At 62.5% G+C, this 25,554-nt stretch carries 25 protein-coding genes and 3 tRNA genes; 16 read left to right on the top strand and 12 right to left on the bottom strand.

Annotated elements, in window-relative coordinates; translation table 11 throughout:
• Positions 1–78: 78 nt before the first annotated feature.
• Genes IH615_RS09800 through IH615_RS09785 form a run of 4 tightly spaced genes read right to left on the bottom strand, consistent with a single transcriptional unit; the run spans position 79 to position 4,410 of the window.
• Complete coding sequence (locus IH615_RS09800; RefSeq protein ID WP_291361683.1) at positions 79–1,023, bottom strand: ABC transporter permease; 945 nt, start codon at positions 1,021–1,023, stop codon at positions 79–81.
• The gene (locus IH615_RS09795; protein ID WP_291361682.1) at positions 1,020–1,961 is read right to left on the bottom strand and encodes an ABC transporter permease; all 942 of its coding nucleotides are present in this window, start codon (positions 1,959–1,961) and stop codon (positions 1,020–1,022) included. Before IH615_RS09795 ends, IH615_RS09800 begins: the two co-directional genes overlap by 4 nt.
• Positions 1,958–3,421, bottom strand: a complete 1,464-nt coding sequence (locus tag IH615_RS09790; protein WP_291361681.1) for a sugar ABC transporter ATP-binding protein — start codon at positions 3,419–3,421, stop codon at positions 1,958–1,960. Before IH615_RS09790 ends, IH615_RS09795 begins: the two co-directional genes overlap by 4 nt.
• A 20-nt stretch (positions 3,422–3,441) precedes the next feature.
• Positions 3,442–4,410, bottom strand: coding sequence for an ABC transporter substrate-binding protein (locus IH615_RS09785; protein WP_291361847.1), 969 nt, complete (start codon positions 4,408–4,410; stop codon positions 3,442–3,444).
• Between the two features lie 871 nt (positions 4,411–5,281).
• Here IH615_RS09785 and IH615_RS09780 point away from each other — a divergent pair.
• Both IH615_RS09780 and IH615_RS09775 read left to right on the top strand, forming a co-directional pair.
• Entirely contained in the window at positions 5,282–6,124 is an 843-nt protein-coding gene (locus IH615_RS09780; RefSeq protein ID WP_291361680.1) for a serine hydrolase, read from the top strand.
• Complete coding sequence (locus IH615_RS09775) at positions 6,121–7,500, top strand: MmgE/PrpD family protein (protein ID WP_291361679.1); 1,380 nt, start codon at positions 6,121–6,123, stop codon at positions 7,498–7,500. The genes IH615_RS09780 and IH615_RS09775 overlap by 4 nt, the downstream gene beginning before the upstream one ends.
• 1 nt (position 7,501) lies before the next feature.
• Here the strand turns inward: IH615_RS09775 and IH615_RS09770 are convergent, their stop codons facing one another.
• Complete coding sequence (locus tag IH615_RS09770) at positions 7,502–8,413, bottom strand: LysR family transcriptional regulator (RefSeq protein ID WP_291361678.1); 912 nt, start codon at positions 8,411–8,413, stop codon at positions 7,502–7,504.
• Positions 8,414–8,610: 197 nt separating this feature from the next.
• Here IH615_RS09770 and IH615_RS09765 point away from each other — a divergent pair, with 197 nt between their 5' ends.
• From IH615_RS09765 to IH615_RS09740, 6 genes are read left to right on the top strand one after another with little or no spacing between them, the layout of a single operon-like run.
• Positions 8,611–9,585, top strand: a complete 975-nt coding sequence (locus IH615_RS09765) for an ABC transporter permease (RefSeq protein ID WP_291361677.1) — start codon at positions 8,611–8,613, stop codon at positions 9,583–9,585.
• 8 nt (positions 9,586–9,593) lie between these two features.
• Entirely contained in the window at positions 9,594–10,490 is an 897-nt protein-coding gene (locus IH615_RS09760) for an ABC transporter permease (protein ID WP_291361676.1), read from the top strand.
• Position 10,491: 1 nt separating this feature from the next.
• Complete coding sequence (locus tag IH615_RS09755) at positions 10,492–11,460, top strand: ABC transporter ATP-binding protein (protein WP_291361675.1); 969 nt, start codon at positions 10,492–10,494, stop codon at positions 11,458–11,460.
• The gene (locus IH615_RS09750; protein ID WP_291361674.1) at positions 11,457–12,500 is read left to right on the top strand and encodes an oligopeptide/dipeptide ABC transporter ATP-binding protein; all 1,044 of its coding nucleotides are present in this window, start codon (positions 11,457–11,459) and stop codon (positions 12,498–12,500) included. Before IH615_RS09755 ends, IH615_RS09750 begins: the two co-directional genes overlap by 4 nt.
• A 29-nt stretch (positions 12,501–12,529) precedes the next feature.
• Positions 12,530–14,104, top strand: coding sequence for an ABC transporter substrate-binding protein (locus IH615_RS09745; RefSeq protein WP_291361673.1), 1,575 nt, complete (start codon positions 12,530–12,532; stop codon positions 14,102–14,104).
• Positions 14,101–16,038 (top strand): CocE/NonD family hydrolase, encoded by a 1,938-nt coding sequence (locus IH615_RS09740; RefSeq protein ID WP_291361672.1) that lies wholly within the window; start codon positions 14,101–14,103, stop codon positions 16,036–16,038. The genes IH615_RS09745 and IH615_RS09740 overlap by 4 nt, the downstream gene beginning before the upstream one ends.
• A 217-nt stretch (positions 16,039–16,255) precedes the next feature.
• Here the strand turns inward: IH615_RS09740 and IH615_RS09735 are convergent.
• The 3 genes from IH615_RS09735 to IH615_RS09725 all read right to left on the bottom strand — a co-directional run bounded on the left by IH615_RS09735 (position 16,256) and on the right by IH615_RS09725 (position 17,347).
• Positions 16,256–16,340, bottom strand: a tRNA-Tyr gene (locus IH615_RS09735).
• A 231-nt stretch (positions 16,341–16,571) separates the two neighbouring features.
• Positions 16,572–16,645, bottom strand: a tRNA-Gly gene (locus IH615_RS09730).
• Positions 16,646–16,759: 114 nt separating this feature from the next.
• On the bottom strand, positions 16,760–17,347 hold the full coding sequence (locus IH615_RS09725; RefSeq protein ID WP_291361671.1) for a HupE/UreJ family protein: 588 nt from the start codon (positions 17,345–17,347) through the stop codon (positions 16,760–16,762).
• Positions 17,348–17,531: 184 nt separating this feature from the next.
• Between IH615_RS09725 and IH615_RS09720 the strand changes: the two genes are divergently transcribed.
• From IH615_RS09720 to IH615_RS09710, 3 genes are all read left to right on the top strand, one after another.
• Positions 17,532–17,921, top strand: coding sequence for an MAPEG family protein (locus IH615_RS09720; protein WP_291361670.1), 390 nt, complete (start codon positions 17,532–17,534; stop codon positions 17,919–17,921).
• 54 nt (positions 17,922–17,975) lie between these two features.
• A tRNA-Trp gene (locus tag IH615_RS09715) sits at positions 17,976–18,051 on the top strand.
• A gap of 368 nt (positions 18,052–18,419) precedes the next feature.
• Complete coding sequence (locus IH615_RS09710) at positions 18,420–19,661, top strand: hypothetical protein (RefSeq protein ID WP_291361669.1); 1,242 nt, start codon at positions 18,420–18,422, stop codon at positions 19,659–19,661.
• On the opposite strand, the gene IH615_RS09705 is transcribed toward IH615_RS09710, so the two are convergent.
• The 4 genes from IH615_RS09705 to IH615_RS09690 form a co-directional block, all read right to left on the bottom strand.
• Positions 19,621–20,676: an acyltransferase gene (locus IH615_RS09705; protein WP_291361668.1), complete on the bottom strand. Its 1,056-nt coding sequence runs from the start codon at positions 20,674–20,676 to the stop codon at positions 19,621–19,623. The genes IH615_RS09710 and IH615_RS09705 overlap by 41 nt on opposite strands.
• Positions 20,677–20,904: 228 nt before the next feature.
• The gene (locus IH615_RS09700; protein WP_291361667.1) at positions 20,905–21,126 is read right to left on the bottom strand and encodes a hypothetical protein; all 222 of its coding nucleotides are present in this window, start codon (positions 21,124–21,126) and stop codon (positions 20,905–20,907) included.
• A 76-nt stretch (positions 21,127–21,202) separates the two neighbouring features.
• The gene (locus tag IH615_RS09695) at positions 21,203–22,051 is read right to left on the bottom strand and encodes an NAD(P)-dependent oxidoreductase (RefSeq protein ID WP_291361666.1); all 849 of its coding nucleotides are present in this window, start codon (positions 22,049–22,051) and stop codon (positions 21,203–21,205) included.
• A gap of 59 nt (positions 22,052–22,110) precedes the next feature.
• On the bottom strand, positions 22,111–22,392 hold the full coding sequence (locus tag IH615_RS09690; RefSeq protein WP_291361665.1) for a hypothetical protein: 282 nt from the start codon (positions 22,390–22,392) through the stop codon (positions 22,111–22,113).
• Positions 22,393–22,646: 254 nt separating this feature from the next.
• Here IH615_RS09690 and secE point away from each other — a divergent pair, with 254 nt between their 5' ends.
• From secE to rplJ, 5 genes are all read left to right on the top strand, one after another.
• On the top strand, positions 22,647–22,844 hold the full coding sequence (gene secE, locus IH615_RS09685) for a preprotein translocase subunit SecE (protein WP_291361664.1): 198 nt from the start codon (positions 22,647–22,649) through the stop codon (positions 22,842–22,844).
• A 36-nt stretch (positions 22,845–22,880) separates the two neighbouring features.
• Positions 22,881–23,411 (top strand): transcription termination/antitermination protein NusG, encoded by a 531-nt coding sequence (gene nusG, locus IH615_RS09680; protein WP_056251191.1) that lies wholly within the window; start codon positions 22,881–22,883, stop codon positions 23,409–23,411.
• Between the two features lie 152 nt (positions 23,412–23,563).
• On the top strand, positions 23,564–23,992 hold the full coding sequence (gene rplK / locus IH615_RS09675; RefSeq protein ID WP_291361663.1) for a 50S ribosomal protein L11: 429 nt from the start codon (positions 23,564–23,566) through the stop codon (positions 23,990–23,992).
• Positions 23,993–23,996: 4 nt separating this feature from the next.
• On the top strand, positions 23,997–24,689 hold the full coding sequence (rplA, locus tag IH615_RS09670; protein ID WP_291361662.1) for a 50S ribosomal protein L1: 693 nt from the start codon (positions 23,997–23,999) through the stop codon (positions 24,687–24,689).
• Between the two features lie 309 nt (positions 24,690–24,998).
• Complete coding sequence (rplJ, locus tag IH615_RS09665; protein WP_291361661.1) at positions 24,999–25,520, top strand: 50S ribosomal protein L10; 522 nt, start codon at positions 24,999–25,001, stop codon at positions 25,518–25,520.
• The last annotated feature ends 34 nt before the right edge of the window (positions 25,521–25,554 follow it).

Raw genomic sequence — 25,554 nt, 5'->3', positions numbered from 1 at the left:
CGGACTAGGTCTTGGATAGGTCGGGGCGGTCATTGTGAGTGCTTGGTGGCGAGGCAGCGAGTGGTGGCTTAGCACAAACTAGGCTCGGGGACTGCGACTGGCGGCGATGATAACGGCGATGATGATCACGCCGGTCAGCAGCAGCCTGATGCCCGCGCTGGCGCCATAGGTGTTAAGCATCGAGACGACCAGGAACAGGAAGAGCGAAGCGCCCCAGATTCCGGGGATATTGGCAAATCCGCCGGCGACGGCTGTGCCGCCGATCACGACTACGGCGATCGAGGTGAGCAGATATTCGGCTCCCATATTGAGAGCCGCCCCTCCCGAAAAACAGCTTAGCAGCAGGCCGGCCAGCGACGCCAACACTGCGCACACCAGATACGTGCCGGCGCGAACGCCATCCACCGGAACGCCGGCCATTCGCGCAGCGCGCATGTTCTGGCCCACCGCGGAAACCCAGCGTCCATAGATGCCTTTCTCGAGCGCCACCCAGGCAACGGCCGAGACCAAAAGCGCGAAGTAGGCCAGGTTGGGAATTCCCAGGGTCGTTGCAGTGGTGAATTCGGCCAGCGCAGCGGGCGGCTTGATGCGGATACCCCGATTATAGGAGATCGCCGCCGACTGAATGATAAAACTCGACGAGAGCGTGGCGATGATCGGTGGGATGCGCAGCAGCTTGATCAGGCCGTAGTTGATGACGCCGATGGCGAGGCCAATCGCCAGGGCCACCAGAATGCCCACGAGGATGAGGCTATCATTGGTATCCATGATCTTGAGGGCCACGGTGCCAGCCAGTGTCATGGTCGCGGGAATGGAGAGGTCCACATTGCCCGGTCCAAGGGTGATGACGAACATCTGGCCGATGCCGACAATGATGGAGAATGCTGCAAAGGTCAGCGCGGCCTGTGCGAGCCCTCCCGCGGAACTGCCCCCGGTAAAGGCTATGGTGACGAGCCAGACGCCGATTGCGGCCACGAAGGACCAGATCCAGGGTTTGGCGTAGAGGGCACGGACGACGCTCATCTGGCGGTCCGCCCTTCATGACGATTGAGGACCAGTCGCAAAGCGAGGACGACGATGAGGATGGCCCCTTGCGCACCGATCTGCCAATCGGGTGAAATCTTGAGGAATGACAGGAACGAGGCGGCCAGTGTCAGCGTCAGCGCGCCGATGACCGCGCCGATGGGCGACACGCGCCCGCCCACGAATTCTCCGCCGCCCAGGATCACTCCGGCAATCGAGAGCAGCGTATAGCGCAGGGCGATATTAGCGTCGGCGGAGGTGGTAAGGCCGACAAGGCACATACCGGCGAGGACCGCGAAGACGCCCGCCAGGGCGTAGGCGGAGGCCCGCGCCCGCAGCACCGACCAACCGGCCCGGGTAACCGAGCGCTCATTACCGCCAACGCCGCGAATGACCACGCCGAATGCCGAGCGGATGACGATCCAGTGCGCGACAGCCGCGATCAGCACGCTGGCGATGATCGCCATGGGGACAAAAGGAGGCTTGCTCACCATCACGGCGCGGATCCAGTCGGGCGCGACGCCACCCGGCGCCGGCAGCAGCAGCACGGCGAGGCCACCCCAGACAAAACTCATGCCAAGTGTGACGACAATGGAAGGCAGGTTGCGCAGGTAGATGACGACGCCAAGGACGGCATAGACCCCGACACAGCCGGCCAGAATGAGCACGCCCAGCAAGGGGTTGGATTGGAGGAATGTCGCCGTCACGCAGGCGGTGAAGCTGACGAATGTGCCCATGGAGAGATCAAGATCATTGACCGTCATGATCAGCATCTGGGCAATGGTCGCCAGCGCGATGGGAACGGCCAGGTTGAACAGCAGGTTAAGCCCGGTATAGCTCATCGCCCTCGGCTGGATCCAGAACACGGCAGCAAGCAGCACCGCCAGCGACAGGGCGGGCACCACGAGGCGAAGGCGGTCTGCGCTCAACCAGTTCATGCAGCCTCGGTGGAAAAGGACGCGGCCAGCACTCGATCTTCCCGGATATCGGCTCCGGTGAGCTCGACGACGATGCGGCCTTCGCGGAATACGTAGACACGGTCGCACTGGCAGATCTCGTCGATCTCGGTAGAGTACCAGACGAAGGTCCGGCCCCTGTCGGCCTCGGCGCGCAACATGGCATAGACCTCCTGCTTGGTGCCGATATCGACGCCCCGCATGGGGTCGTCCATCAGCACCACCGGCGCACGCGTGGCAAGCGCCCGGGAGAACAGCACCTTCTGCTGGTTGCCGCCCGATAGCGACAGGATGGGATTGTCGAGGCTGTCGGTGCGAATGCCTATACGCTCGCGCCAGCTCTGCGCGACGGCGCGTTCGTCGCCGTCACGCACGATGCCGGCCCGGGTCAGGTCGGTCAGCAGCGTGATCGAGATGTTGCGCAAGATGCTCCACATCGGCAGGTTGCCATCGACATGGCGGTCTCCGGCGACGAAGGCTGCCTTCACGTCGGCTGGTGCCAGCCAATCGCCGCCGAAGCCGCGATAGAGTTCGACCAGTGTTTCGGTCTGTCCGTGGCCGCCCAGGCCGGCAAGCCCGACGATTTCTCCTGCATAGGCGCGAAATTCAGGCGCCCCGTCGGTGCCGCGCCTGGTCAAAGCAGGCGTTGTGCCCGTGCGGTCGCGCGGCGGCGCTGCAGCATCGCGGGCCCGAACTACGCTACCCATGGCACCGACCAGGGTTTCCATGGTGAACCTGCTGGAGGGGCCTTCGGCGACGAGGCCACCATCCTTCATCACCACGATACGGTCTGTAGTCGTTAGAATCTCGCTCAGGATGTGGGAGATGAGGACGACCGAGCCGCCACCGCCCACGAATTTGCGGATGTGGTCCAGCATCTGCCGGGCAATATTGGCATCGAGCGACGAGGTCGGTTCATCGAGGATGACGATGCGCGCCGGACCGTCGCTCTCGGAAAACGCCATGGCAATTTCCACCATCTGGCGCTGGGCGATGCTCAGCGTGCCCACGGCCTGGTCACAATCGATGCCATGTCCGGGAAAGATCTCGTCCAGCTTGCTCCGAACCACCCGCTCGGCGCGCCGGCGCCAGCCAAAGCCGCTGATGGAAGCATGCGCGATGCGGGCGTTTTCGGTGACGGTCAGATTGGGGCAGAGCGATAGTTCCTGGAACACACAACGCAGGCCGTATTTTCGCGCCACCGCGACCGAATAGCGGCCGGTTTCGTCATTGCCCCCGAGATGGATCGTGCCGCTATCGGGGCGGGTGCCGCCGTTCATGATCCCCACAAGCGTGGACTTGCCCGCGCCGTTATGCCCGACCAGGCCAACGCATTCGCCCGCTGCCAGGGCGAAGCTCAAACCGTTAAGGGCGCGAACGGCGCCAAAGCTCTTGCTGGCGCCGTTCACTGCTAAGACAGGATTGTCTCTTTGATCATTCATGGTCTTGGAGACTAGCAGCCTTATTTGGCCGCAGCGATAACCGCCTGGGCATCCTCAAGGCTATATTCGACATTGGCGACGCCGCCCGCAGGGGTAGTTTCGAGGCTGGCTTCAAGGCCATCCTGATCGATGCGGAGGAATGGCACGACGAGATCCTTTGGCACGTCCTGGCCATCGAGAATCTGCTGCGCCACCCAGAAGGCGAGCGTGGACACGCCCGGTGCGATGGAAACGGACATGGTCTCGTAGCCGCTCGCGTCCTTCTGCTCCTTCCACCAGGCCAGTTCGTCCTGACGGTTGCCCATGATGATGAGCGGCATATCGCGACCTGCGGCATCAAATGCCTGCGCCGCGCCATAGCCGTCGCCACCCTGGGTGACCACCGCCACGATGTCCTCCGGCAGGCTGGGCAGGATGCCGGCAACAGCCTTCTGCGCCACGTCCTGAGCCCAGTCGCCATGCACCGAGCCGACAATCTCGAACTTGGGATTCTCGGCGACGCCTTCGTGGATACCAGCGGAGATTTCGTCATCGACGAACACGCCGGCCAGACCGCGGATTTCGAGGAGCTTGCCGCCATCGGGGAGCTTTTCGCCCAGATAGACCAACTGGTCCTTGCCCATCTGCTTGAAGTCCACCGCAATCCGCCAGGCGCAGGGTTCGGTGACGATACCGTCGAACGAGACGACTGTTATGCCGGCGTCGCAGGCTTCCTTGACGGCGCCGTTGAGCGCGGTCGGCGAGGCGGCGTTGACGACAATCGCGTCATAGCCTTCCAGGATCATGTTCTGGATCTGCGCGGCCTGTTCGGTAGCCTGGTTTTCGGCGGTGGTGAACGCATCTGCCGCCGCCACGATGCCGGCTTCGACAGCCGGCTTGGTGATGGTTTCCCAGCTCTGCAGCATGGCCTGGCGCCATGAATTGCCGGCATAGTTGTTGGACAGCGCGATGCGCTTCGCCGCGGTGTCTGCCATGGTGGTTGATGTCATGGCGGTCGAGGTCAAGAGGATGGTGAGGCCTGTCAAAACGACGAGGTTTTTCATGTGGTTCTCCCTAGGGCCCCATTTTTCAACCGCCGGCCCGCGGCGGGCTGCGACAGCGCCTCGATCTTGGTCGTCGAGTGCGCAGAGCGCCTCGGCATGCAATCAGCGAGGACGGTCGCAGTCAATTGTTTTTTATAGATAAAGCGAAGGCCAATAGTTCAGAAACCTCCTGCATCAACTGCAACGGGAAGGTGTCTTGGTCTAGATGTTTGCCAATGAGTGGCCTGCTGTCAGTTTTCGCCAAAGGCGCGAGCTTCGCGGAAAATCACTCCATCGACTCAAGTCGGGCGCGGCAGAGGAGAATTGAGGGCTGAGCATCTGCCGTAAAGAGATGGAGAGGTCTGCCAGCGTGATCTCAACACTGAAGCGGACGGACCGTTTTCACCCCACTGCGGACGCCGGGCCGTGGCAAAGCGGACCGGCAGCTTTCGGCACTCCGCAAAGGCCGTCTGGATGTCTGATATGGGCGGAAAGCGGAAGGGTGGCGGAGGGGCCGCAAGCGGTCCGTCGGCTTATGGCGTCGGCGAGTGAACTGCAGACGTTCAAGGCGATCGGCAAGGTTGAAGTAATCGAACCGGACAGCGCATTTAGATCCTTGCGATGGCGAACGCTCGGCCAGTGGCTCCACACTGACACAGGCATAGTCATAACGAGCACCGAGAGCGCTGCGATTCAGAGCTGCAACTCCCTGACGTTGGAGACCGCATAGCCATATGTGAGTTCCGCATAATCTTGCTGTGGTCGACCACGAAGTATCATCTGCGGGAACTACCCGGCGGTCAGACGTTGGGACAACTTCCAACATCCTCGGAACGCAATGAACACCATAACCTCGAGCCTGAACAGCATCTGCGAAGGCGTGCCATATTCGGTGCGATACAGCATCCTGAATGCTCGCGATGGGACGGTTTTCGAGCGGGCGGAGAGAGAAGAGACGCCCTCGGCCAGTACCCGCAAGATCTCAATCATGCTTGCGGTGCTTAATGCGGCCAGCGAGGGCAGGCTCGATCTCGACGACCACATCGTCTACGAGCCCCGCCTTCGTGATGGAGTGGCCAGCGGAATTTTTCGCTACCTTACGCCTGGCATTACCCTGACCTTGCGCGACGCGATCGTCGGAATGATCGTCCTGAGCGACAATGTCTGCACCAGAATGGTATTGGAGCGGCTTACCTTGCAGGAGGTCGCCGACTATTGCCAGGCTCTGGGCATGACCGGAACGCACCACCGTTTCCTGATTCCGCCGCCGACCCTGCCTGCCGACCACGGCCTGGAGGACGTTACCACGACGACCGCTGCCGATCAGGTCCGGCTATTGAAGCTGCTTGCCGACGCCCGGCACTCTGCAGCCAGTGCACGTATTCTGGGTATCTCGCCAGCGCTCTGCCAGTTTGCCCTGCAAACCCTCGGCCAGCAGATCCTGCGTTACGGCATCCCGTCACGGCTCCCTTACGATGTTCAATTTGCCTGCAAGGGCGGTCGCGGCAAGCGCGGGCGGATGGATGCGGGGATCGTGTTCAAGGACAAGGAACCGCTATACATCCTTGCCGTGTTCACCGACCATGTCCCCACGGCTCTGCCCGATGGCACGCCGGGTTACACGTCGGCGCTGGAGACCATCGGCAAGATATCCAGGGTCTGCTGGGATGGCTTTCAATGAGTGAGCTGCTGGATGCGGACGCCCTCCACGCCATTGAGGTCATAGCGACCTGGTGTGCCTCCCCCCACGAGTTTAGTGCGACGGCCCGCCTCAGTGCGGAGCAGGCGATAACCGACACCGTGGGATGCATGCTGGCAGGGGCCACCGATGGCGCGACCAAGGCGGTGAAGGCAGCATTTTCCGGCGAGATTGGTCCGCACGGCGCTGCTGGCATCGTCCGCGGCGGCCGGGCTGCCGCCTCCGTGGCAGCGCTCATCAACGGCACCGCGGCCCATGCCCTCGATTTCGACGACAATTTCCACGGCGCCACCACGCATGCCTCGGCCGTGCTGGTGCCCGCCCTGCTGGCAGTGGCTGAGAATGTCGGCGCCACTGGGGAAGCTTTGATCCAGGCTTACCTCGTCGGGCTCGAAGCGCAGGCGGCGGTCGGGCGGGGAGTCAACCCCTCGCACTATACCGCCGGCTGGCACTCCACCTCCACGGTCGGCTGTATCGGCACCGCAGCGGCCACCGCCTGGCTCATGGGCGCGGACCGGTCGGGCATCGCAGCCGCCATGAGCATTGCCACGAGCATGGCGAGCGGAGTCAAAGGCCAGTTCGGGACGCCGGTAAAGCCTTTTCATGCCGGTCTGGCAGCCCGCAACGCGGTCGAAGCGGCGCAGCTATCGGCAGCCGGCCTTGTCGGGCGGACCGACATCCTTGAATCGTCACAGGGCTTTCTTGCCCTCTATGGCGGTCCCAATCCTGCCGGCTGGAGCCAGCTCGCAATTGGCCCCGTCTCGATCGTCGAGACCATTGGCCTGGCGACCAAGCGCCACCCGTGCTGCGGCTCGACCCATCGCGCGATAGACATGGTGCTCGAGCTCAAGGCCGAGCACGGGTTCCGCGCCGAGGATGTCGCGGGCATCGACGTGTTGGTCGCCATCGCCCATGCCCGCAATCTGGCGTTTCCGTCACCCCGTGACGAAATGGAGGCCCGGTTCAGCATGAATTACTGCCTGGCTGTCGCCCTGCTGTGTAACCGGGTGACGCTGAACGACTTTACGCCCGCCGCCGTGGCGCGCCCGGACGTTCGCGCCCTGCTGCCCCTGACGCGAATGAACACCTATTCCGAGGATTATGAGCGGGCTACCCCGGGGCGCTTGCCGCATGAACTGACACTGCGACTGCGCGACGGCACCGAATTGCGCGTCTCACGGCTTGCGGCCAAGGGCACACTTGCGTTCCCGTTGGACGAAGCCGACCGACGGATCAAGTTCCTCGATTGCTCGGCGAAGGCAATCTCCTTGCCGTCTGCCGAGCAGCTTTTGAGCCAGATGAGTCATCTGCAGTTGCTGGACAGGGTGAACCTGTTTCAGGGCTTCGACTGGACCTGAGCTATTTGCCCGTAGTCAGGATCGCCTCTGCCAGGATGCGCTCACGCAGCATGTCGATGAATAGCTGCATCGGCCGCGACAGAGGCGAGTCGCGCAGCGTGATGATCCCGTAGTCCACTACAGTTTCGGGAATGAGCGGCACGAGCCGCACCCGCTCGCTGGTAATGAAACTGCCGATGAATGCCGGCACGATCGAGATGCCGATCCCTTCCGCCACCAGGGCAATGCTCGATTCTACCGAATGGGTCTCCACCCTGCAGCGGACTTCGCTCTTGGCGTCACGCAACAGGTCTTCGATCTCCTGCCGATTGTGGCGCAGGCGGCCCAGCAGGACCATGTCCGCGTGATTGAGGTCTTCGGCGGCGATAGCCTGCCTGTCGGCCAGGGGGTGATCGGCCGGAACGGCGCACAATGTGCCGCTGCTGAACAGGGGCATGACCTCAAATCCGAGGTCTTCAGGGGGCAGGCGCACGAAGCCGAAATCGGCGACCCGTCCCGTGACGGCATGTTCCACATAGCTATATGGCCCCGCAACCAGCTCAAGGCTCACCGATGTCGTTTCGGCGAGAAAGTCCCGGATCACCTTGGGCAGGATGGTGGTGGTCATGGAGTGGGGAAACCCCATTTTCATGAGCGAGCGCCCGAAACGTCCTGCGCCCAGCTCGTCGGTGCGGCGTTTGAGGCGCGCCAGGACGTCGGCCAGCTCGTCGACCTCATCGACAAGTATTCGCGCTTCCGCCGTGGCGAGCAGGCGCCCCCGGTCGCGATGGAACAGATTGAATCCGAGGTCGGCTTCCAGGGCGCTGAGCTGCCGGCTGATGGCCGACTGGGAGAGCTTGAGGACGACGGAAGCACCGATCGTGGTGCCCGTGGACATCACGGCCCGGAAGACTTCGAGTTGCTTAGGCGTCATCGGATCGTCCCATCGGCCCCACCTCGGACCGGTCCGAGTCTGCATCGATCAATGCAAAAAACACATAAGATTGCGCCGTTTGCCGATTGATCATTAGCTGCCACCACGGGTCGCGCAAGGACATTGTGGTCTGGGCGGCCAAGGGGAAAGACAATGGCAAGACTGCTGCCGAAGCGCGGAAAACAGAGGACGGAGCGATGACCGTATTCATCCTCCGCCGCCTGTTGCAAAGCGTGGGTGTGCTGTTCGCAACCTCGATCATCGTATTCCTCGGCGTGTTCGCCATCGGCAATCCGGCCGACATTCTGATCGCTGCCGATGCCACCCAGGCGGAACGCCAGGCTGCGATCGTCTCGCTCGGTCTCGATCGCCCGTTGCTCGAGCAATACTGGATCTTTCTCAGCAATGCGCTGCAGGGCGATCTCGGCCGGTCCTTCGTTTTCAACCAGCCGGCAATCGGGCTGATCCTGGCGCGGCTACCGGCAACGCTCGAACTGGCCTTCGTGGCTCTGTTCATCGCCCTTGCCGCTGGAATTCCGCTTGGGTTGATCGCTGGACTGAAGCCGCAGACGATCGTCGATGAAACCATCATGACCGGATCGATCCTGGGCTTCAGCCTGCCCAATTTCTGGCAGGGCATGATGCTGATCATGATCTTTTCCGTTTGGCTCGGATGGCTGCCCGCCGGTGGCCGTGGCGAAACCGTCCAGGTCCTCGGCATCTCCACCAGCCTGCTGAGCTGGGATGGCATCGCCCACCTGATCCTGCCGGCCACCAATCTCGCCCTGTTCAATCTCGCCCTGGTCATCCGCCTGACCCGCACCGGCGTGCGCGAGATCATGCCCCTCGACTTCATCAAGTTCGCCCGCGCCAAAGGCCTTACCGAACGGCGGATCGTGCTGGTCCACGTGCTCAAGAACATCATGATCCCGGTCGTCACAGTGGTCGGCATGGAGTTCGGCTCGATCATCGCCTTCGCGGTCGTTACCGAAACCATCTTCTCATGGCCCGGTATCGGCAAGCTGCTGATCGACTCGATCATGTTGCTCGATAGGCCTGTCGTGGTCTCCTATCTGCTGGTCGTCGTTTTCATGTTCATCGTCATCAACCTGCTCGTCGACATCGCCTATTCGCTGCTGGATCCGCGCATCCGGCTGAGGGACTCGCAATGAGCGCCCCGATGAGCAGATGGCGTCTCTCGACAGACTCGACGCTGGGCAAGGCGGTGGACGGGATCGTCACGAGCCCCAAGGCTGCGGTCGGCGCGGTGGTAGCGATATTGCTTGTGCTGGTGGCCATTTTCGGCCCCTGGATCGCGCCGCAAAACCCCTATGACCTTGGCGCGATCGATTTTTTCGACGCCCGTCTGCCGCCCATGTCTCCCACCATGAACGGCTCCATCTATCTGCTGGGCACCGACGGGCAGGGCCGCGATATGCTGTCGGCGATGATCTACGGCTTGCGGACCAGCATCGCCGTTGGCCTCCTGGCCGGCATCGTGGCGCTGGTGGTCGGTACGGCCCTTGGCCTGGTGGCAGCCTATATCGGCGGTCGGGTCGATGCGCTGGTGATGCGTCTGGTCGACCTCATGCTGGGCCTGCCGGCCATCCTGGTTGCGCTGATGCTGCTGGCTCTGCTGGGGCAGGGGGTCTGGAAAGTGATCCTGGCTCTCGTGCTGGTGCAATGGGCTCAGTTTGCCCGCGCCGTCCGCGCCGCCGCCCTGGTCGAGCGCAACAAGGAATATGTCGAAGCCGCCGTGTCCCTCGGCCTCTCCAGGCCGCGGATCCTGTTCGGACACATGCTGCCCAATTGCCTGCCGCCAATCATCGTGGTGGGAACCTTGCAGGTGGCGAGCGCCATTTCGGCCGAAGCGACCCTGTCATTCCTTGGCATCGGGCTCCCGATCACCGAGCCGTCCTTGGGCTTGCTGATTGCCAATGGCTACAAGGTGCTGCTTTCCGGTCAGTACTGGATCAGCGTCTATCCGGGCCTGCTCCTGCTGCTGCTGGTCTTCAGCATCAATGTGGTCGGCGACCGTCTGCGCGAAGTGTTCAACCCGCGGTTCTTGGGGCGCTGAGATGAGCACGATCGTCATAGACAATCTCGAAACGCATTTCGATACGCCGGCCGGCGTGATCCGCGCCGTCGACGGCGTCTCCTTCAGTGTCGAGCGCGGCGAAATCCTTGGCCTGGTTGGTGAATCGGGCTCAGGCAAGTCGATCACCGGCTTCTCGGTGATCGGCCTCGTCGATCCACCGGGCCGTGTGGCCGGCGGTCGTATTCTCTTCCAGGGCGAAGACCTGGTCGGGCGCTCGGAAAAGGAGATGCGGGCCCTCCGCGGCAAGAAGATCGCGATGATCTTCCAGGACCCGATGATGACGCTCAACCCCGTACTGACCATCGAAACACAGATGGTCGAGGCTGTCCGGGCGCACGACAAGGTCAGCCACGCCGAAGCCCGGCAACGCGCTGTCGAGGCCCTCGGCCTGGTCGGCATCCCTTCGCCCGACGAACGTCTTTCGGCCTATCCGCACCAGTTTTCCGGAGGCATGCGGCAGCGCGTGGCCATCGCCATTGCCCTGTTGCATCGCCCTGATCTCATCATTGCCGATGAACCGACCACGGCGCTGGACGTCACCATCCAGTCCCAGATTCTGTTCGAAATTCAGAAAGTGACCCGGAACTTTGGCATGTCGCTGATCTGGATCAGCCACGATCTGGGGGTAGTGGCCAGCCTCGCGCACAAGGTAGCCGTCATGTATGCCGGGCGCATCGTTGAGGCGGGCCCCGTCGATACGGTGCTCGACCATCCGGTCCATCCCTACACGATCGGCCTCTTGCGCTCGATACCGGCAAACCTTCAGCGCGGCGAGACCCTGCAGGCCATTCCCGGCATGGCGCCATCCCCGCTGCACCGGCCCAGTGGCTGCCCCTTCCGGCTGCGCTGTTACGCGGCCACGCCGGTCTGCGAGACCGAACTGGTGAAGTCCCGGGTCGGCGAACACAGCTGGCGCTGCTTCCACCCGCAGACCGAGGCTCGCCCATGAGCACGCCATTGATCAAGGTCGAGAACCTCTCCAAACGCTTCACCCGCAAGCTCGATCTTGCAGAACGCATTGTTGGCCGGCTGAGAGGTGCCGCCGAACCCAGGACAGTCCGGGCCCTGGACGATGTGTCCCTCGAAATAGGTGCCGGCGAGATCGTCGGTCTCGTCGGTGAATCGGGCTGCGGCAAGTCCACCCTCGGCCGGATACTGGCCGGGATCATGGACCAATCCGATGGCCAGGTCCTGTGGGAGGGGCAGTCGCTTGCCACGATGGCGCCGCGGGACCTCAAGGCAGCGCGGCTGGCCGCGCAGATGATCTTCCAGGACCCGATGTCCTCGCTCAATCCACGCAAGACGGTGGCCCAGGCTATCGGGGAAGCGCCCGTGGCGCACGGCATGACGCGCCGGGCAGATGTGGCCGGACTGGTTGAGAGTTTGATGGCCAAGGTCGGGCTCGACCCCTCCTATGCCCGTCGTTTCCCCCACCAATTCTCTGGCGGACAGCGGCAGCGCATCGGCATTGCCCGGGCCCTGGCAGTCAATCCGCGCTTCCTGATCTGCGACGAATCCGTCTCGGCGCTCGACGTGTCGATTCAAGCCCAGGTGCTCAACCTCTTCCTGCAGCTCAAGCAGGATTTTGGGTTGACCTACCTGTTCATCAGCCACGACCTCGGCGTGGTCAAGCACATCGCCGACCGGGTCGTGATCATGTATCTCGGGCGCATCGTGGAGAGTGCGCCGGCCGAGGCGTTCTTCGCCACACCAAATCACCCATACACCCAGGCGCTGCTTGCCGAGATGCCCAATATCCGGCAGCGGCGGCGTGTGTTCCAGCCGGTCAAGGGCGAGATTCCATCGCCTCTCGATCCGCCACCCGGCTGTCATTTTCATCCGCGCTGCCCCCAGGCCTTTGATCGCTGCCGCATCGAGCGGCCTGCGCTCAAGACGATCGCCCCGGGACATACCAGCGCATGTCACCTCAATGACGCGCCGCACACCACAGGCGCCGACAACCACCAGCAGGGAAGGATTTCGCCGTGACACGTCGATCAATCGGGAAGGAAACATCAATGCCCAGAATTCGCATGCTTCTGCTCGGACTGGCTCTGTCGAGCTGTCTGACCACGGTCGCCATGGCCGTCGATCTGACCGTCGGCAGCTCGACCGAGCCCGCCGCCATCGATCCGCATTTCTCCCGCTCGGGCAACAGCCAGCAGATTGCGGCACAGGTGTTCAACCGTCTGGTCGAGCCCGATGAGAACCTGCAGATTCAGCCGGGCCTGGCAGTGTCCTGGGAAAACCTCGACGAGCTCACCTGGGAAGTGAAGCTGCGCGAGGGCGTCACCTTCCACGATGGGTCGCCTTTCACCGCTGAAGACGTCGTTTTTTCGCTCGAACGGGCCGATGAAATCCCCAACAGCCCGGCCCCCTTTACCGCCAATGTCGCCCCGATTGCCGCCATGGAAATCGTCGATCCACTTACCATCCGCTTCACCACGACCAAGCCGACGCCGCAATTCATGGAACTGGCCGGCCTGGTCTTCATCGTGTCCAAGGCCGCGGCCGAGGGCGCCAGCATCGAGGCCTTCAACAGCGGCGAGGCCGCCATCGGCACTGGCCCCTACAAGTTCGCCTCATGGACCCCGGGTGATCGCTACACGCTTGTGCGAAACGACGACTATTGGGGTAAGGCTCCTCAATTCGAGAACGTGACCTACCGTCTCATGTCCAATTCCGCGGCGCGCGTGGCGGCTCTGCTGGCTGGCGACGTGGACCTCATCGATGCCGTTCCGCCGGGCGACATAGCAACCCTCGAAGCATCCGATGGTGTCCAGCTCCACACCACCGCATCGGGACGCATCATCTATCTCGGCCTCGACTCCGCACGCGATGAAAGCCCCTTCGTGACCGGCCCCGATGGCGCGCTCCTCAATCCCAATCCCCTCAAGGATGTGCGGGTGCGCGAGGCCATGTCCAAGATGATCGACCGGCAATTGCTGATTGACCGGGTGCTTTCGGGCGCCGGCACACCGGCCGGTCAGCTGGCGCCGGCAGGCCTTGGCGGTCATGCTGTATCCCTTCAGCCCGACCAGATCGACATTGAAGCCGCCAAGGCCCTCCTGGCCGAGGCCGGCCTGCCCGACGGTTTCGGCATTACCATCCACTCGTCCAACGATCGCTTCCCGGGCGATGGCGACGTTGCCCAGGCCCTGGGCCAGCTGTTCCAGCGCGGCGGCCTCACAGTCAACGGCGTCGTGACTCAGCCCTACAATGTCTATGCGACCGCGGCGGGCAAGCAGGAGTTCAGTGCCTTCATCTTCTCTTTCGGTACGACGACCCCATCGGCGGCGCCCGGTATGACCAATGTGCTGATGACATTCGACGAGGCAGCCGGCACCGGCTCGTTCAACCGCATGCGCTACTCCAACCCGGAATACGACGCTGCCATGCGTGCGGCGCTGGCCGAGTTTGACCCGGCAACCCGCAACAGACTGCTCGAGATAGCGGCGGAAATTGCCTTCCACGACTACGCCATCCTGCCGCTCTACTGGCCTGAAGTGACCTGGGCCAGCCGTGAGGGCATCGGTTATATTGCCAACACGTCGGAAGATACGCTGGCCACCTATGCGAGCGTGACTGAATGACGGCTCGGGACGCCATCGACAGGCCGGTGGTTGAGGTGGACGCTCTCCCGCCGCCTCACCATGTCACTGAAGGGGTCCTGGTCCATCGCGATGTCATGGTCATCATGCGCGATGGCATCCGGCTCGCAGCCGACATCTACCGCCCGGCCGCAGATGGCGTCCCGCATGCCGGTCCGCTCCCGGTCATCCTGGAGCGGACCGCCTATGGCAAGGGCGAACGGTCCCGCTCGGAGATCGAGGTGGGGATGGACCTCCCCATGACCCGCGCGGAGGTGGCCAGCCATTTCGTCCGCCATGGCTATGTGGTGATTTATCAGGATTGCCGGGGCCGCTACGGATCGGAGGGCGAGTTCGTCAAATACCTGTCCGAAGGCGCCGACGGCTTCGATACGCTGGATTGGATCGTCCGGCAGGCCTGGAGCAGTGGCAAGGTCGGCACCATGGGCCTGTCCTATGCGGCTCACACCCAGATGGCTCTGGCCTGCCTCAATCCACCGGGTCTTGCGACCATGGTGCTCGACTCCGGCGGCTTCGCCAATGCTTTTACCTGCGGCATCCGGCAGGGTGGGGCGTTCGAGCTCAAGCAGGCGACATGGGCCTACAACAACGCCCATGAAAGCCCCGTAGTTCGCGATAACCCGCTGCTTGCCAAGGCGCTTGGCGCAGAGGACCTGCGGTCGTGGTTCCAGGCCATGCCGTGGTCGGAGGGACGCTCCCCGGTCCGCTGGGTTCCTGAGTATGAAAGCTATCTGCTCGAGCAATGGCGGCACGGCACCTTCGACGACTATTGGCGACAGGTCGGCCTCTACGCTGCCGGCCACTATGACCATTTCCCCGACATTCCGGTCGCGTTCCTCTCTAGCTGGTACGATTGCTATGTCAGCTGCACCTTCGAAAACTATGCCGGCTTGTCGCGCTCGGGTACGCGTCACCTCGATCTGATCATGGGTCCGGGGCTGCACGGCAACCGCAACACCAGTTTCGCCGGTGACGTCTCGTTCGGTCCCAATGCCCCTGTCGGCGGCAATATTGCGCCGAGCTGGCTGGAGTTTCGGCGCCATTGGTTTGACCGCTGGCTGAAGGGTGTTGTACCAGCCGCTGCCGAAACACCGCGCGTTCGGCTGTTCCTCATGGGTGGTGGCTCCGGCCGGCGCGACGAAAGCGGCCGACTGGATCATGGTGGCACCTGGATCGAAGGAGCCCAATGGCCACTGCCGCAAAGTGAGGAAGTCAGGTTTTTCTTTCACGCGGACGGGCGCCTGTCGCCAGACGCCCCCCGAACCCAGGTCGCCCCGCTGGTCTATGACTTTGATCCCGGAAATCCGGTCCCCACCATTGGCGGTGCGCTGACCAGCGGTCGGCCAGTTTTTGAGGGCGGGGCCTTCGACCAGCGGGAGGACCAGCGATTCTACGGCGTAACCCGGCCGGGACTGCCCCTCTCCGCGCGGGCCGATGTGCTGACCTTCGAGACCGAGCCGCTTGCGGCCGACACGGCCATTGTCGGTCCCGTGAGCGTGCGCCTGTTTGCAAGCACCGACGGCCCCGACACGGACTTCACCGCCAAGCTCATCGATGTCTATCCGCCGAGTGAGGACTACCCAACCGGCTTTGCCATGATCATCACGGACGGCATTATCCGCTGCCGCTACCGCGAGTCCTTCGAGCAGCCGGGGCCCTGTACCCCCGGCGAGATCATGGAACTGGTCATCGAACCCTTCGCAACGGCCAACCTGTTCAAGGCCGGCCACCGCATTCGCGTCGACATCTCTTCCAGCAACTTCCCCAAATTCGACGTCAATCCCAATACCGGTGCCCCCGAGGGTACCGGCCGCACCCGGCGCGTGGCGCACAACGCGGTGTACTGCGATAGTGCCCGCTCCTCCTCGATTGCGCTCCGGACGGTTTCGGTCGACCGGCTTTCTCCCGCCTCCTAGGAGGCGTCGCAGCTAGGCCTGATGAAGTTCCACGTCGGCACGCGTACCCGGCAGCGCCGGTCGCAGCCTTCGAACGCCGCCGCAGATGAACTTCCTCCCAGTTGATTTTGTCCACATTGTGAGCGCCGGACCTGGACCAGGACTGCGTAACAAACTGTGTAACGTTGCTTGGGGAGGAGCCCGGATCTGCTGGCCTGAGGGCCTCAGCAGGAAGCGATGGTGGAGGGGACTGGATTCGAACCAGTGTACGCTAAGCGGTCAGATTTACAGTCTGATGGATTTAACCACTCTCCCACCCCTCCACTACAACGTCGCTTGGGTAGGAAACGAAGCGCCGGGGCGCGTCGTCGGGGCGGTTTATGGTGGTCTGATGACACAGTGTCAACACCCGTTTGGCAATGCCCCGCAAGAAAAGGTCAATCCGGGCCCATCCTGTCCTCGGCAGGTGCTGTGAACGGTCGGGAGGCCTGAACACTCCTCGCGTCAGGCAGCGGCCTGCGAAACAGAATCGGGGATGCAAGGGCAGGGGGATTTGGAGCGGGTAGCGGGAATCGAACCCGCATATTCAGCTTGGAAGGCTGCTGCTCTACCACTGAGCTATACCCGCTCGGTCGGTGACCGACATGCTAGCCAATAGCCCGTCACGGCCGGACCTGACAACCCCTTGGCGCATTGGAATCTGTGCGCGGGCGACGGTGGGCCACCGCCCGTGCGGTGGGGGCTAGAGCCAGCCCGCCAGGATGCCGAGGCCGGCAATGGCGAAGGCGCCGCCTGCCAGTCGCGCCGCGGTGCCGCCGAAGCGCCCGGCGAGGTGTGCAGCGCCGAAAGCGGCAGCAAGGCCGGTGAGGTGGAGCAGGGCGGTCGCCGTAACGAAGCCCAGGGCATAGGTGAGGCCATCGGCAGATTCGGCCATTTCGGCGCCGTGGGCATGGCCGTGGAACACGGCGAAGACACCGACCAGGGCCATGGCCGCCCCGACAGGCATGGGGCGGCCCAGGGCGGCCGCGCCGCCGATTGCCACGATCGAGAGGGCAATGGCCAGTTCGACGAATGGCAGCTGGACCTGCGCAATACCGAGACCGAATCCGGCCACCATTGCGCCGACGAAGCTGAGCGGCACCAGCCACAGCGCCCGGCCGCCGAGCACGAAGGCAAAGACGCCCACGGCGAGCATGGCGAGCACGTGGTCGAGGCCGCCGACGGGGTGGGCAATACCGTGGAAGAACCCCGCGCCATGGGCGATTCCGGTATGGGCGAAAGCCAGGCCAGGGGAGAGAGCCAGAATGGCCAGTGCCAGCAAAAGACGCATTGTCATCCTTCCGGGGCCTTTGCCCCTGAGTGATCGTGTCGCTGCCGCCAAACTTCCCTGAACTCGCAAAGCCATTTATTGGCTGGGTCTTGCCGATTGTAAATGGTGATCCTGTTGGCGCCGTCATGCGTTAGCGGGGGAAGGGCGGCGCAATGCCACCGGTGTTCAAGGGTTATTTCGTTTGTTGCTGATCATTTTTCTGGTGCTGTTCCTGCTGTTGATTCAGGTCGCCTTGCCCGGCCGCTACCTCACCGAGCAGGTCGGAACCGACGCGCAGATCGGACCGCGGGACGACCTGCCTGAACCCAGCCGCGATCTCGGCCGCGCGCGTCGGGCCCTGGCCAACCTGCAGGAGACCCTGCCGGTCTTCCTGACCCTGGCGTTGCTGTCGATCATGCTTGGCGAGATCGGTTGGCTTTCGCTCGCGGGTGGAGCGCTCTACTTTGTGGCGCGTGTTGCGCACCTCTATTGCTATATGCGCGGCCTTACGCCTTGGCGGTCGGTCAGTTTTCTCGCCAGCCTGCTGGGCAACCTGCTCCTGGCGCTGCCGCTGCTGCCCCATCTCTGGAGCTAGGCGCAAAGGGTCTTGCGAAACACGCCCATTGCCATTAGACACACCCTCGCCTGAAGGGGTTTAGCTCAGTTGGTAGAGCATCGGTCTCCAAAACCGAGGGTCGTGGGTTCGAGTCCCCCAGCCCCTGCCAGGCGTTCTTTCCAGATTTTCTGGGACTTCCAACATATTGACGCGCGCAATGCTTCGGTCGGTTAGACAGCCTGACCGATGTGGCAAGACGCTTGCGCTCCAGCGACATGGCGTTTGCGCCAGCGCCGCGATAGGCTTGGGCGCAGTCATAACCTGGAGTTGTGACCTGTTTGACGCCCATGCGGACATGGGGCGCTGTCGGGCCTGACGCAGGATTCGTATTCTATCGACAGCCCCGGGCAGCATATACCTCCGGCCGGCTTGTTTGTTTCTGGCCGTAATGCTGCCGCTTGTCGAAGCAGCTCGTTCCTGTTGTTCTTGCGAAGGGGATTCCTGGCGAGGTAGAAACGTCCCAACTAGGGGGCATTCTTGTTCGTCTTTCTCGCACAGCTTCCCACGCAACTGGTCGAATTTCGGCGCCTCCGCAAAATTCTGAACGACCGAGGGGTGGCGCACAAGCTACTGGTGGAAAGCGCTGCTCTGCTGAGCGAACCGGGTAGCGAAATGCTCCCAACGCTGGCGCCTGAGGCGGCCGATGGCGTGGGCACCGTGACCTTGAACAAAGAGGTCCACGGCGTGACGGCGGTTGTGACCGCGGCCAGAGCGGCGCGGCGCAGCGCCCGTCAGTACCTCCGGTCAATTGCTGCCACTGCTCTGGTTGTCGGGGAGGATGGTGTTGGTGGCAATCTGCCGTGGATCGCGGAAGCGAGGCGCATCGGCTTGCCGGTATATATTCTGCCCTACGAGTTTTCCGGACGGCGGCAGGCAGAAGTGGTGATCGGCAGCGCACCTGAGGACTATGTTGCGTCCGGCCGTGTGGCCCGGCTGTTTTCTCTGGTCAAGCCGCAGTGGTCGGGGATCGTAGGCGGCCGACGCGTGTTTCGGCTGCCGCTGCGATTTGCCCTCGGGTACGAAATTGCGGGCGTCGCTCCGCCAAACCCGTGGGCGGTTCATGGTGGTCGGGCATCCAGGCTGCTGGCAGAGAGCCCCAGAATGGCCGCGCATTATGCCTCGGATGGAATAGGGCGGCCTAAGGTGGTCGTAGTCGGTTCGCTGGCGCTTGATGACGTGCACACATCAATGGCAATGAAGCCACGCAGCCAAAAGATGTGCATCGTCTGTGCGCTGCCACCGGACTACACCGACACCTATGGTCCGAGACCCTACGCAGAAGCGATGGCGTCCTGGGTTGATCAGGTTCGTCGCCTGGGCGACGTGGTCATCCAGGCTCATCCGGCCGCCAGGGCGAAGCTGGAAGGACTGGGTTTTGCCATTGATCAGACCGACATCGCAACGCTCATTGGCAAATGCGATGTGTTGGTTACTTCAGTTTCGTCCATTATCCGTCTGGCTCTCGCCGCAGGAAAGCCGGTGGTCAACTACGATCTCTATCGTTTCGGCTACGACGATTACGCCGATGCCAAGGGCGTCATCACCACGAGTGACCAGGCGGATTTCAATCGCGCCATAAATGACCTTGCGAAGTCAGATGAGTTGAGCGAGCTGCAGCGCCGAGCGGAATCAGATCGCGCGCGGTGGGGCGCTGTCGATGGACTTGCTCACACGCGCATCATGTCGGCTCTGGGTCTCGCTTCGGGCGAAACGCGATAGATCCACCGAGTCGCCGGGCCGGCTGCTCGAAATATTTGCTGACATAGTGTGCCGCAGCAATGGTCAAAGCAAAAACCAGAACAATGCGCAGCGGAGCCCAGGGCACCCCATATTTGTGCAGGCTGTAGTGAACGAGCGGGTGCAGCAAATAGACCGGATAGCTGATCACCCCTAGCCAGATGCTGACTTTGAGCAGTTTGCCGGTGACCGGCGGAACGAAGGCTGCGGCAGCAACAAAGACGATCGTCAAAGTGGTCAAGAGCAGGCCGCGCCAGCCCGTCAGAAAGCCGACGGGATATGGGCTCGTGACCAGGGCGAAACCGATCAAGGCCGCGCCAGCAATGGTCAGCGCGTGACGATAGTGCTTTTTCGGTCCGGCGCGGAACAGCTCACCGATCAGGCACCCGGCCAGAAAGTAGCCCGCAAAGCTGACGGGCTGAGAATAAGAGGCCCAGAGAGGGCCGGTCATCACCTCGGCGGTGCCGAGAATCAGGTTCACGAAAACTACCTGCATTGCGATTGCCATCGTCGCAACGACGACAAGTGCCCTCAGGCTTTGGACCGCGACGAAGAGAATAGGCAGCAGCAGGTAAAAGACGAACTCGATGCCTAGCGACCAGCCGCCAGTGATGAGCGAAGTCGCGCCTGGGTTATAGAAGCCCAGCATCAGGGTGATATTCGCTGGCAGATCGAGAGGCCATGTCGGTGGCAACGGGTAGAGTAATATGCGGATCAGCAGGGCCAGATAATACAGCGGCGCGATCCGAAAGAAGCGCTTCAGCAGGTAGGAGCGGACGTCCGACGACGTCTGCAGTTTCCCGTAATAGGAAATCCACAGTGAGAAGCCACTGATCACAAAGAACGCATAGACGGCGTAGTAACCCACATTCTCGACGGCGGCGATGCTCTCGTTGCTCAGCGAATGGAACGCCATAACGCTGAGAGCCAGAAGCCCCCTGGCTGCATCCACCGATGATACGTGCCCAGTCCGTCCCGATTGATTTCCGTCGCTCATCTACTTGGGCTCTGCCCCATCCTTGCTCTCGGCACGAGGCTGTTGACGCCTCTGACCACGGTCGCGCCGCGCATCCTGCGACGGCCCGCCTGACTCTGCAATCAACACATCAATGGAGACTACCATGGCCAAGGGCAACGTCGCCTTAGCCCTCGCGGACGCAGTTGTCCATGAGGGCGGACACACCGCGGAGCGACGCGCCCCCGTTTGGACACATCGCGTTTTGCGCTAGCCGGCCACGCGCCGGTAGAGTCGCACCATATTCACCGGCTGCCCTGGTGTCTGCCAATAGACGCGCGCGATGAGGTCCTTGCGCTGGCCACTGCGCACCAGTTCGACGCCGAGCGCCTGGCGTCCGGCGTCCTCGGGTGAGCGGGCGCCTACGATGATGGTTTCTTGCGGGTCGATGCTGTCGCTGCGCATATCGACCACGCGAAAGGTTATCGCCATTCCGAATCCTTGCTGCAGGGGGCCTGTAGCACTCGGATCGGTCGGGGCACCTTTAACTATGACATAAGTGGCCAAATTAGCCGGCGGCGATATCGTCCACCGGCTCATAGCCGAGCCAGCTTCGGCCATCCTCGAGGTTCCACGCCGTGCCGGTATTGTTGCTGACGCCGCTCACCACGATGGCGCGGGCGGGCCAGCGATCGGCCGGCGCCGTAATGGCCTTTTCCATCAGCTGCAGGAAGTCCCGGTTGGACAGCCACATGCCGCGAAACCAGGCCATGCCGCGCTCGATCTCTTCCTGGTCGGGCAAAGCGGGGCCGGTACGCCGGCCAGCCCCGCGCAGGTCGATTGTTTCAGGACGGTTCTCGCCGGGCTGGACCCAGCCGATGCGCACATTGACGCCGGTCAGCGAGGAGGACGCAGAGCGGGCTGCAACGGCGCGCTCACCCATGAGCTTGGAGGCGCCATAGGCGGTGGGCCTGCAATAGTCATGGCCATCGAAGAAGCGTGTGCCGGGGCGCGGCGGCGTGTCCCATGTGAGCCGCTGGTCGGGCGGCAGGGGTGCATCTTTGTAGCCGCCCATGACATGGTTGGACGATGCGAAGACGAAGCGGCATGGCGCCTGGCCAACCCGCTGCAGCAGGTTCATCGTCATGTCGATGCTCTGGGTTGCCTCAACCCAATTGGAATCGGGCGCTGGATTCTGCGCTGCGAAGTGAACCACGGCATCAGCCTGCTGCACTGGCTCAATCCAGCGGCGGTCATGCGGGTCGCGTAGGTCGGCGCTGACCGCGCTGAACTTGCCACTATCCGTCAACGGCTTGGGATCGATCCCTGTTATGGCCGAGCACCATTGTGCCGATTGCAGATGGGCGGTGAGCTTGCGGCCGAGATTGCCCCCGGCTCCGGTGATTACGACATGCACGAGACTGTCCCCTCCGACCGGGAGACGCTAGCAAATGCCGGGCGCGGCGAACAGGCGGACTATTCGGCCGCCAAAGGCAGCGCATCGCTGTGGCGCGACTTCAGCCGGTTGAGCTGGTGGGCGGCGTGGGCGAGCAGGGCGCGGCGCACTTCGGGGGTGCTGACAGAGCCGACATCGGCCTTGACCTTGAGATCGAGGTGGTAGCGCGACAGGTTGCCCATGAAGCGCTCTTCGATGATTACGCGAACAACGCCGGTCACGCGGCCGGCAATGGCCTGATGCGGACCGTAGAACCGGACCTCACAACCCTTGATGTCGAAACTTGCACCACTCGAAGACATGTCACAGCCTCCCGTTGCCGCTTTTCCGTCACAATTGGATCAAATGCCATTGCGATACGGGGCGCAAGCCGGTTCCGCAAGCTTCTTAACAGATGATTAACAAAGTGATCGGCGGCGAGTCGCCGGGGCTGCGATCAATGTGTGCCGGCCCTGTTGCAATTGGCGGCAAGTTTCTCTAGATAGCGGCATTCCAGCCGTGCGGGATTCCTGCGCGGCCTTTGGTTTTGCACCAAAACCCAAGAGTAGATTCGCCTATGGCCCGACCGAACCCGATCCAGTTCCTGCAGCAAGTCCGGCAGGAAACCGCCAAGGTCACCTGGCCGAGCCGCAACGAAGTCCTGGTCTCGACGATCATGGTCCTCGTGCTGGTTCTTGCGGCGAGCCTGTTCTTCCTGCTGGCCGACCAGGTCATTTCCTGGCTTGTCAGCCTGATGCTGTCGATCCGCGCTTAGCGGTCTGGAACTAGAATTTAGGAGCGGCGACGCTTAATGGCCAAGCGCTGGTACATCGTTCAGGCATACAGCAACTTCGAGCGCAAGGTGGCGGAGGATATCCGCCAGAAGGTTGCGCAGAAGAAGCTCGAGCACCTGTTTGAAGACGTGATCGTGCCGACCGAAAAGGTCGTGGAGGTCCGTCGCGGGCGCAAGGTCGATGCGGAACGCAAGTTCTTCCCGGGCTATGTGCTGGTGAAGATGGACATGACCGACGAGGCGTTCCATCTGATCAAGAACACGCCCAAGGTCACCGGCTTCCTCGGCTCGGACAACAAGCCGATGCCGATTTCCGAAAAGGAAGCCCAGGCCATCCTGCAGCAGGTGCAGGAAGGCGTGGAGCATCCCAAGCCTTCCGTCTCGTTCGAAGTGGGCGAGAATGTGCGCGTGTCGGACGGTCCCTTCGCCAGCTTCAATGGCGTGGTGGAAGAGGTCGACGAAGAACGCGCCCGCCTCAAGGTGGAAGTATCGATTTTCGGGCGTCCCACTCCGGTGGAGCTCGAATACGGTCAGGTCGAAAAGGTCTGACCGGAAATCTCGCGGCGCGGCGCAAGAAATCTTGCGGCATGCTTCGGGGCAAATCTGTGGGAGAGGGCGGTTGCTGCCAAGCATCCGAACAAGCCTCGGACCACAGCGTCAAACGGTCCGCGTGACAGCGGACACATTCAGATAGGACGATTATGGCAAAGAAAATCGTTGGCTACGTAAAGCTGCAGGTGCCCGCGGGCTCCGCGACGCCGTCCCCGCCGATCGGACCGGCTCTCGGTCAGCGCGGCCTGAACATCATGGAATTCTGCAAGGCATTCAACGCCGCCACGCAGGAACTGGAAAAGGGTTCGCCCATTCCAGTCGTGATCACCGCCTATGCCGACAAGAGCTTCACCTTCGAGATGAAGCAGCCGCCGGTCACCTACTTCATCAAGAAGGCCGTCAACCTCAAGTCGGGCAGCAAGCTGCCGGGCAAGGAATCGGCTGGCACGATCACCACGGCCCAGCTCCGTGACATCGCCGCCAAGAAGATGAAGGATCTCAACGCCGACAATATCGACGCTGCCGTGTCGATGATTGCTGGCTCTGCCCGTTCCATGGGCATTCAGGTCGAGGGCTGATTGAATGGCACACGTTGGTAAGAAGATCGCCAAGGCCCGCGAGGGCATCGACCGCAACAAGCTCTACAAGCTCGACGAAGCCATCAAGATGGTGAAGTCGCGCGCCTCGGCCAAGTTCGATGAGACCATCGAAATCGCCATCAATCTCGGCGTCGATCCGCGTCACGCCGACCAGATGGTCCGTGGCGTGGTGAACCTGCCCAACGGCACGGGCAAGACCGTGCGCGTGGCCGTGTTCGCCAAGGATGCCAAGGCTGATGAAGCCCGCAAGGCTGGTGCCGATATCGTTGGCGCCGAAGACCTGATGGAAGCCATCCAGGGCGGCAAGATCGATTTCGATCGCTGCATTGCCACTCCGGACATGATGCCGCTGGTCGGCCGCCTGGGCAAGATCCTCGGGCCGCGCAACCTGATGCCGAACCCCAAGGTCGGCACGGTTACCCCCGATGTCGCCGGCGCCGTCAAGGCTGCCAAGGGCGGCGCCGTGGAATACCGCGTCGAAAAGGCCGGTATCCTGCATGCCGGCGTTGGCAAGGTCTCCTTCTCGGAAGAAGCCCTGCTGCAGAACATCAAGGCGTTTACCGACGCCGTGCTGCGGTCCAAGCCTGCCGGTGCCAAGGGCACCTATGTCAAGCGCGTCGCCGTGTCCTCGACGATGGGGCCGGGCGTGCATGTGGAGCCGGCTTCGGCTCTCTAAGAAATTCTGGACGGGTTCGCCCGTCCAGTCTTGCCTTCCGCAAGGAGGGTAAAGTCCTGTCCGAGACTGCCGGTGCTGATCGATCTGGGTCAGCTTAATGTCCACCGACGCCAGCATAGATGGGGTGAGACCACAATTTTCCTGTTCGCAAGGGCAGGGTGATCGCGGTTCGAACCAGGCCAGTTGCCCTACCGGGCAGCACGGTTGACAGGCATGTAACCGTTGCTCCTCTCCTCCCTCGGGAGATCGGAGGGCAGCAATTGGCAATGGCCCGGCTGACTTTCGCCGGGCTCAATGTGGAGACTAGCAGTGGAAAGAGCGGAAAAGCGTGAGCTTGTCGCATCGCTTCAGTCAGCCCTCTCGGGCGCTGGATCGATCGTCCTCGCGCAGAATGCCGGTCTGACCGTGGCCAATCTGGAATCGCTTCGCCGTGAGGTGAAGGGTGCCGGTGGCTACGTGAAGGTCGCAAAAAACCGTCTTGCCAAGCTTGCTCTGAAGGAAACCGACCACGCGGACATTTCGGGCCTGTTTACCGGCCCGATCGTCATCGCCTATGCGGCCGATCCCATGACTGCGCCGAAGATCGCGCAGAAATTCGCTGAAAAGAACGCAAAGTATGTCGTTCTTGGTGGCGTGATGGGCAAGACCGCGCTTGACGCGAATAACGTCAAGGCGCTGGCGACCATGCCTTCGCTCAACGAACTGCGCGCAACGCTCGCCGGGATGCTCAAGCAGCCCGCGACCCGTATCGCGTCGGTCATCGTTGCGCCGGCTGGTGGTATCGCGCGCGTGTTGGCCGCTCACGCGGAAAAGAGCAACGAAGCAGCGTAACCCCATGGCTCCCATTGGGAGCTGGTTTGAACTG

This window comes from Devosia sp. (genome assembly GCF_014860165.1).
In the GTDB taxonomy this organism is placed as follows: domain Bacteria; phylum Pseudomonadota; class Alphaproteobacteria; order Rhizobiales; family Devosiaceae; genus Devosia.
Note: the sequence above shows the minus strand (reverse complement) of the source record. Positions and strands in the feature narration are given on the sequence as shown.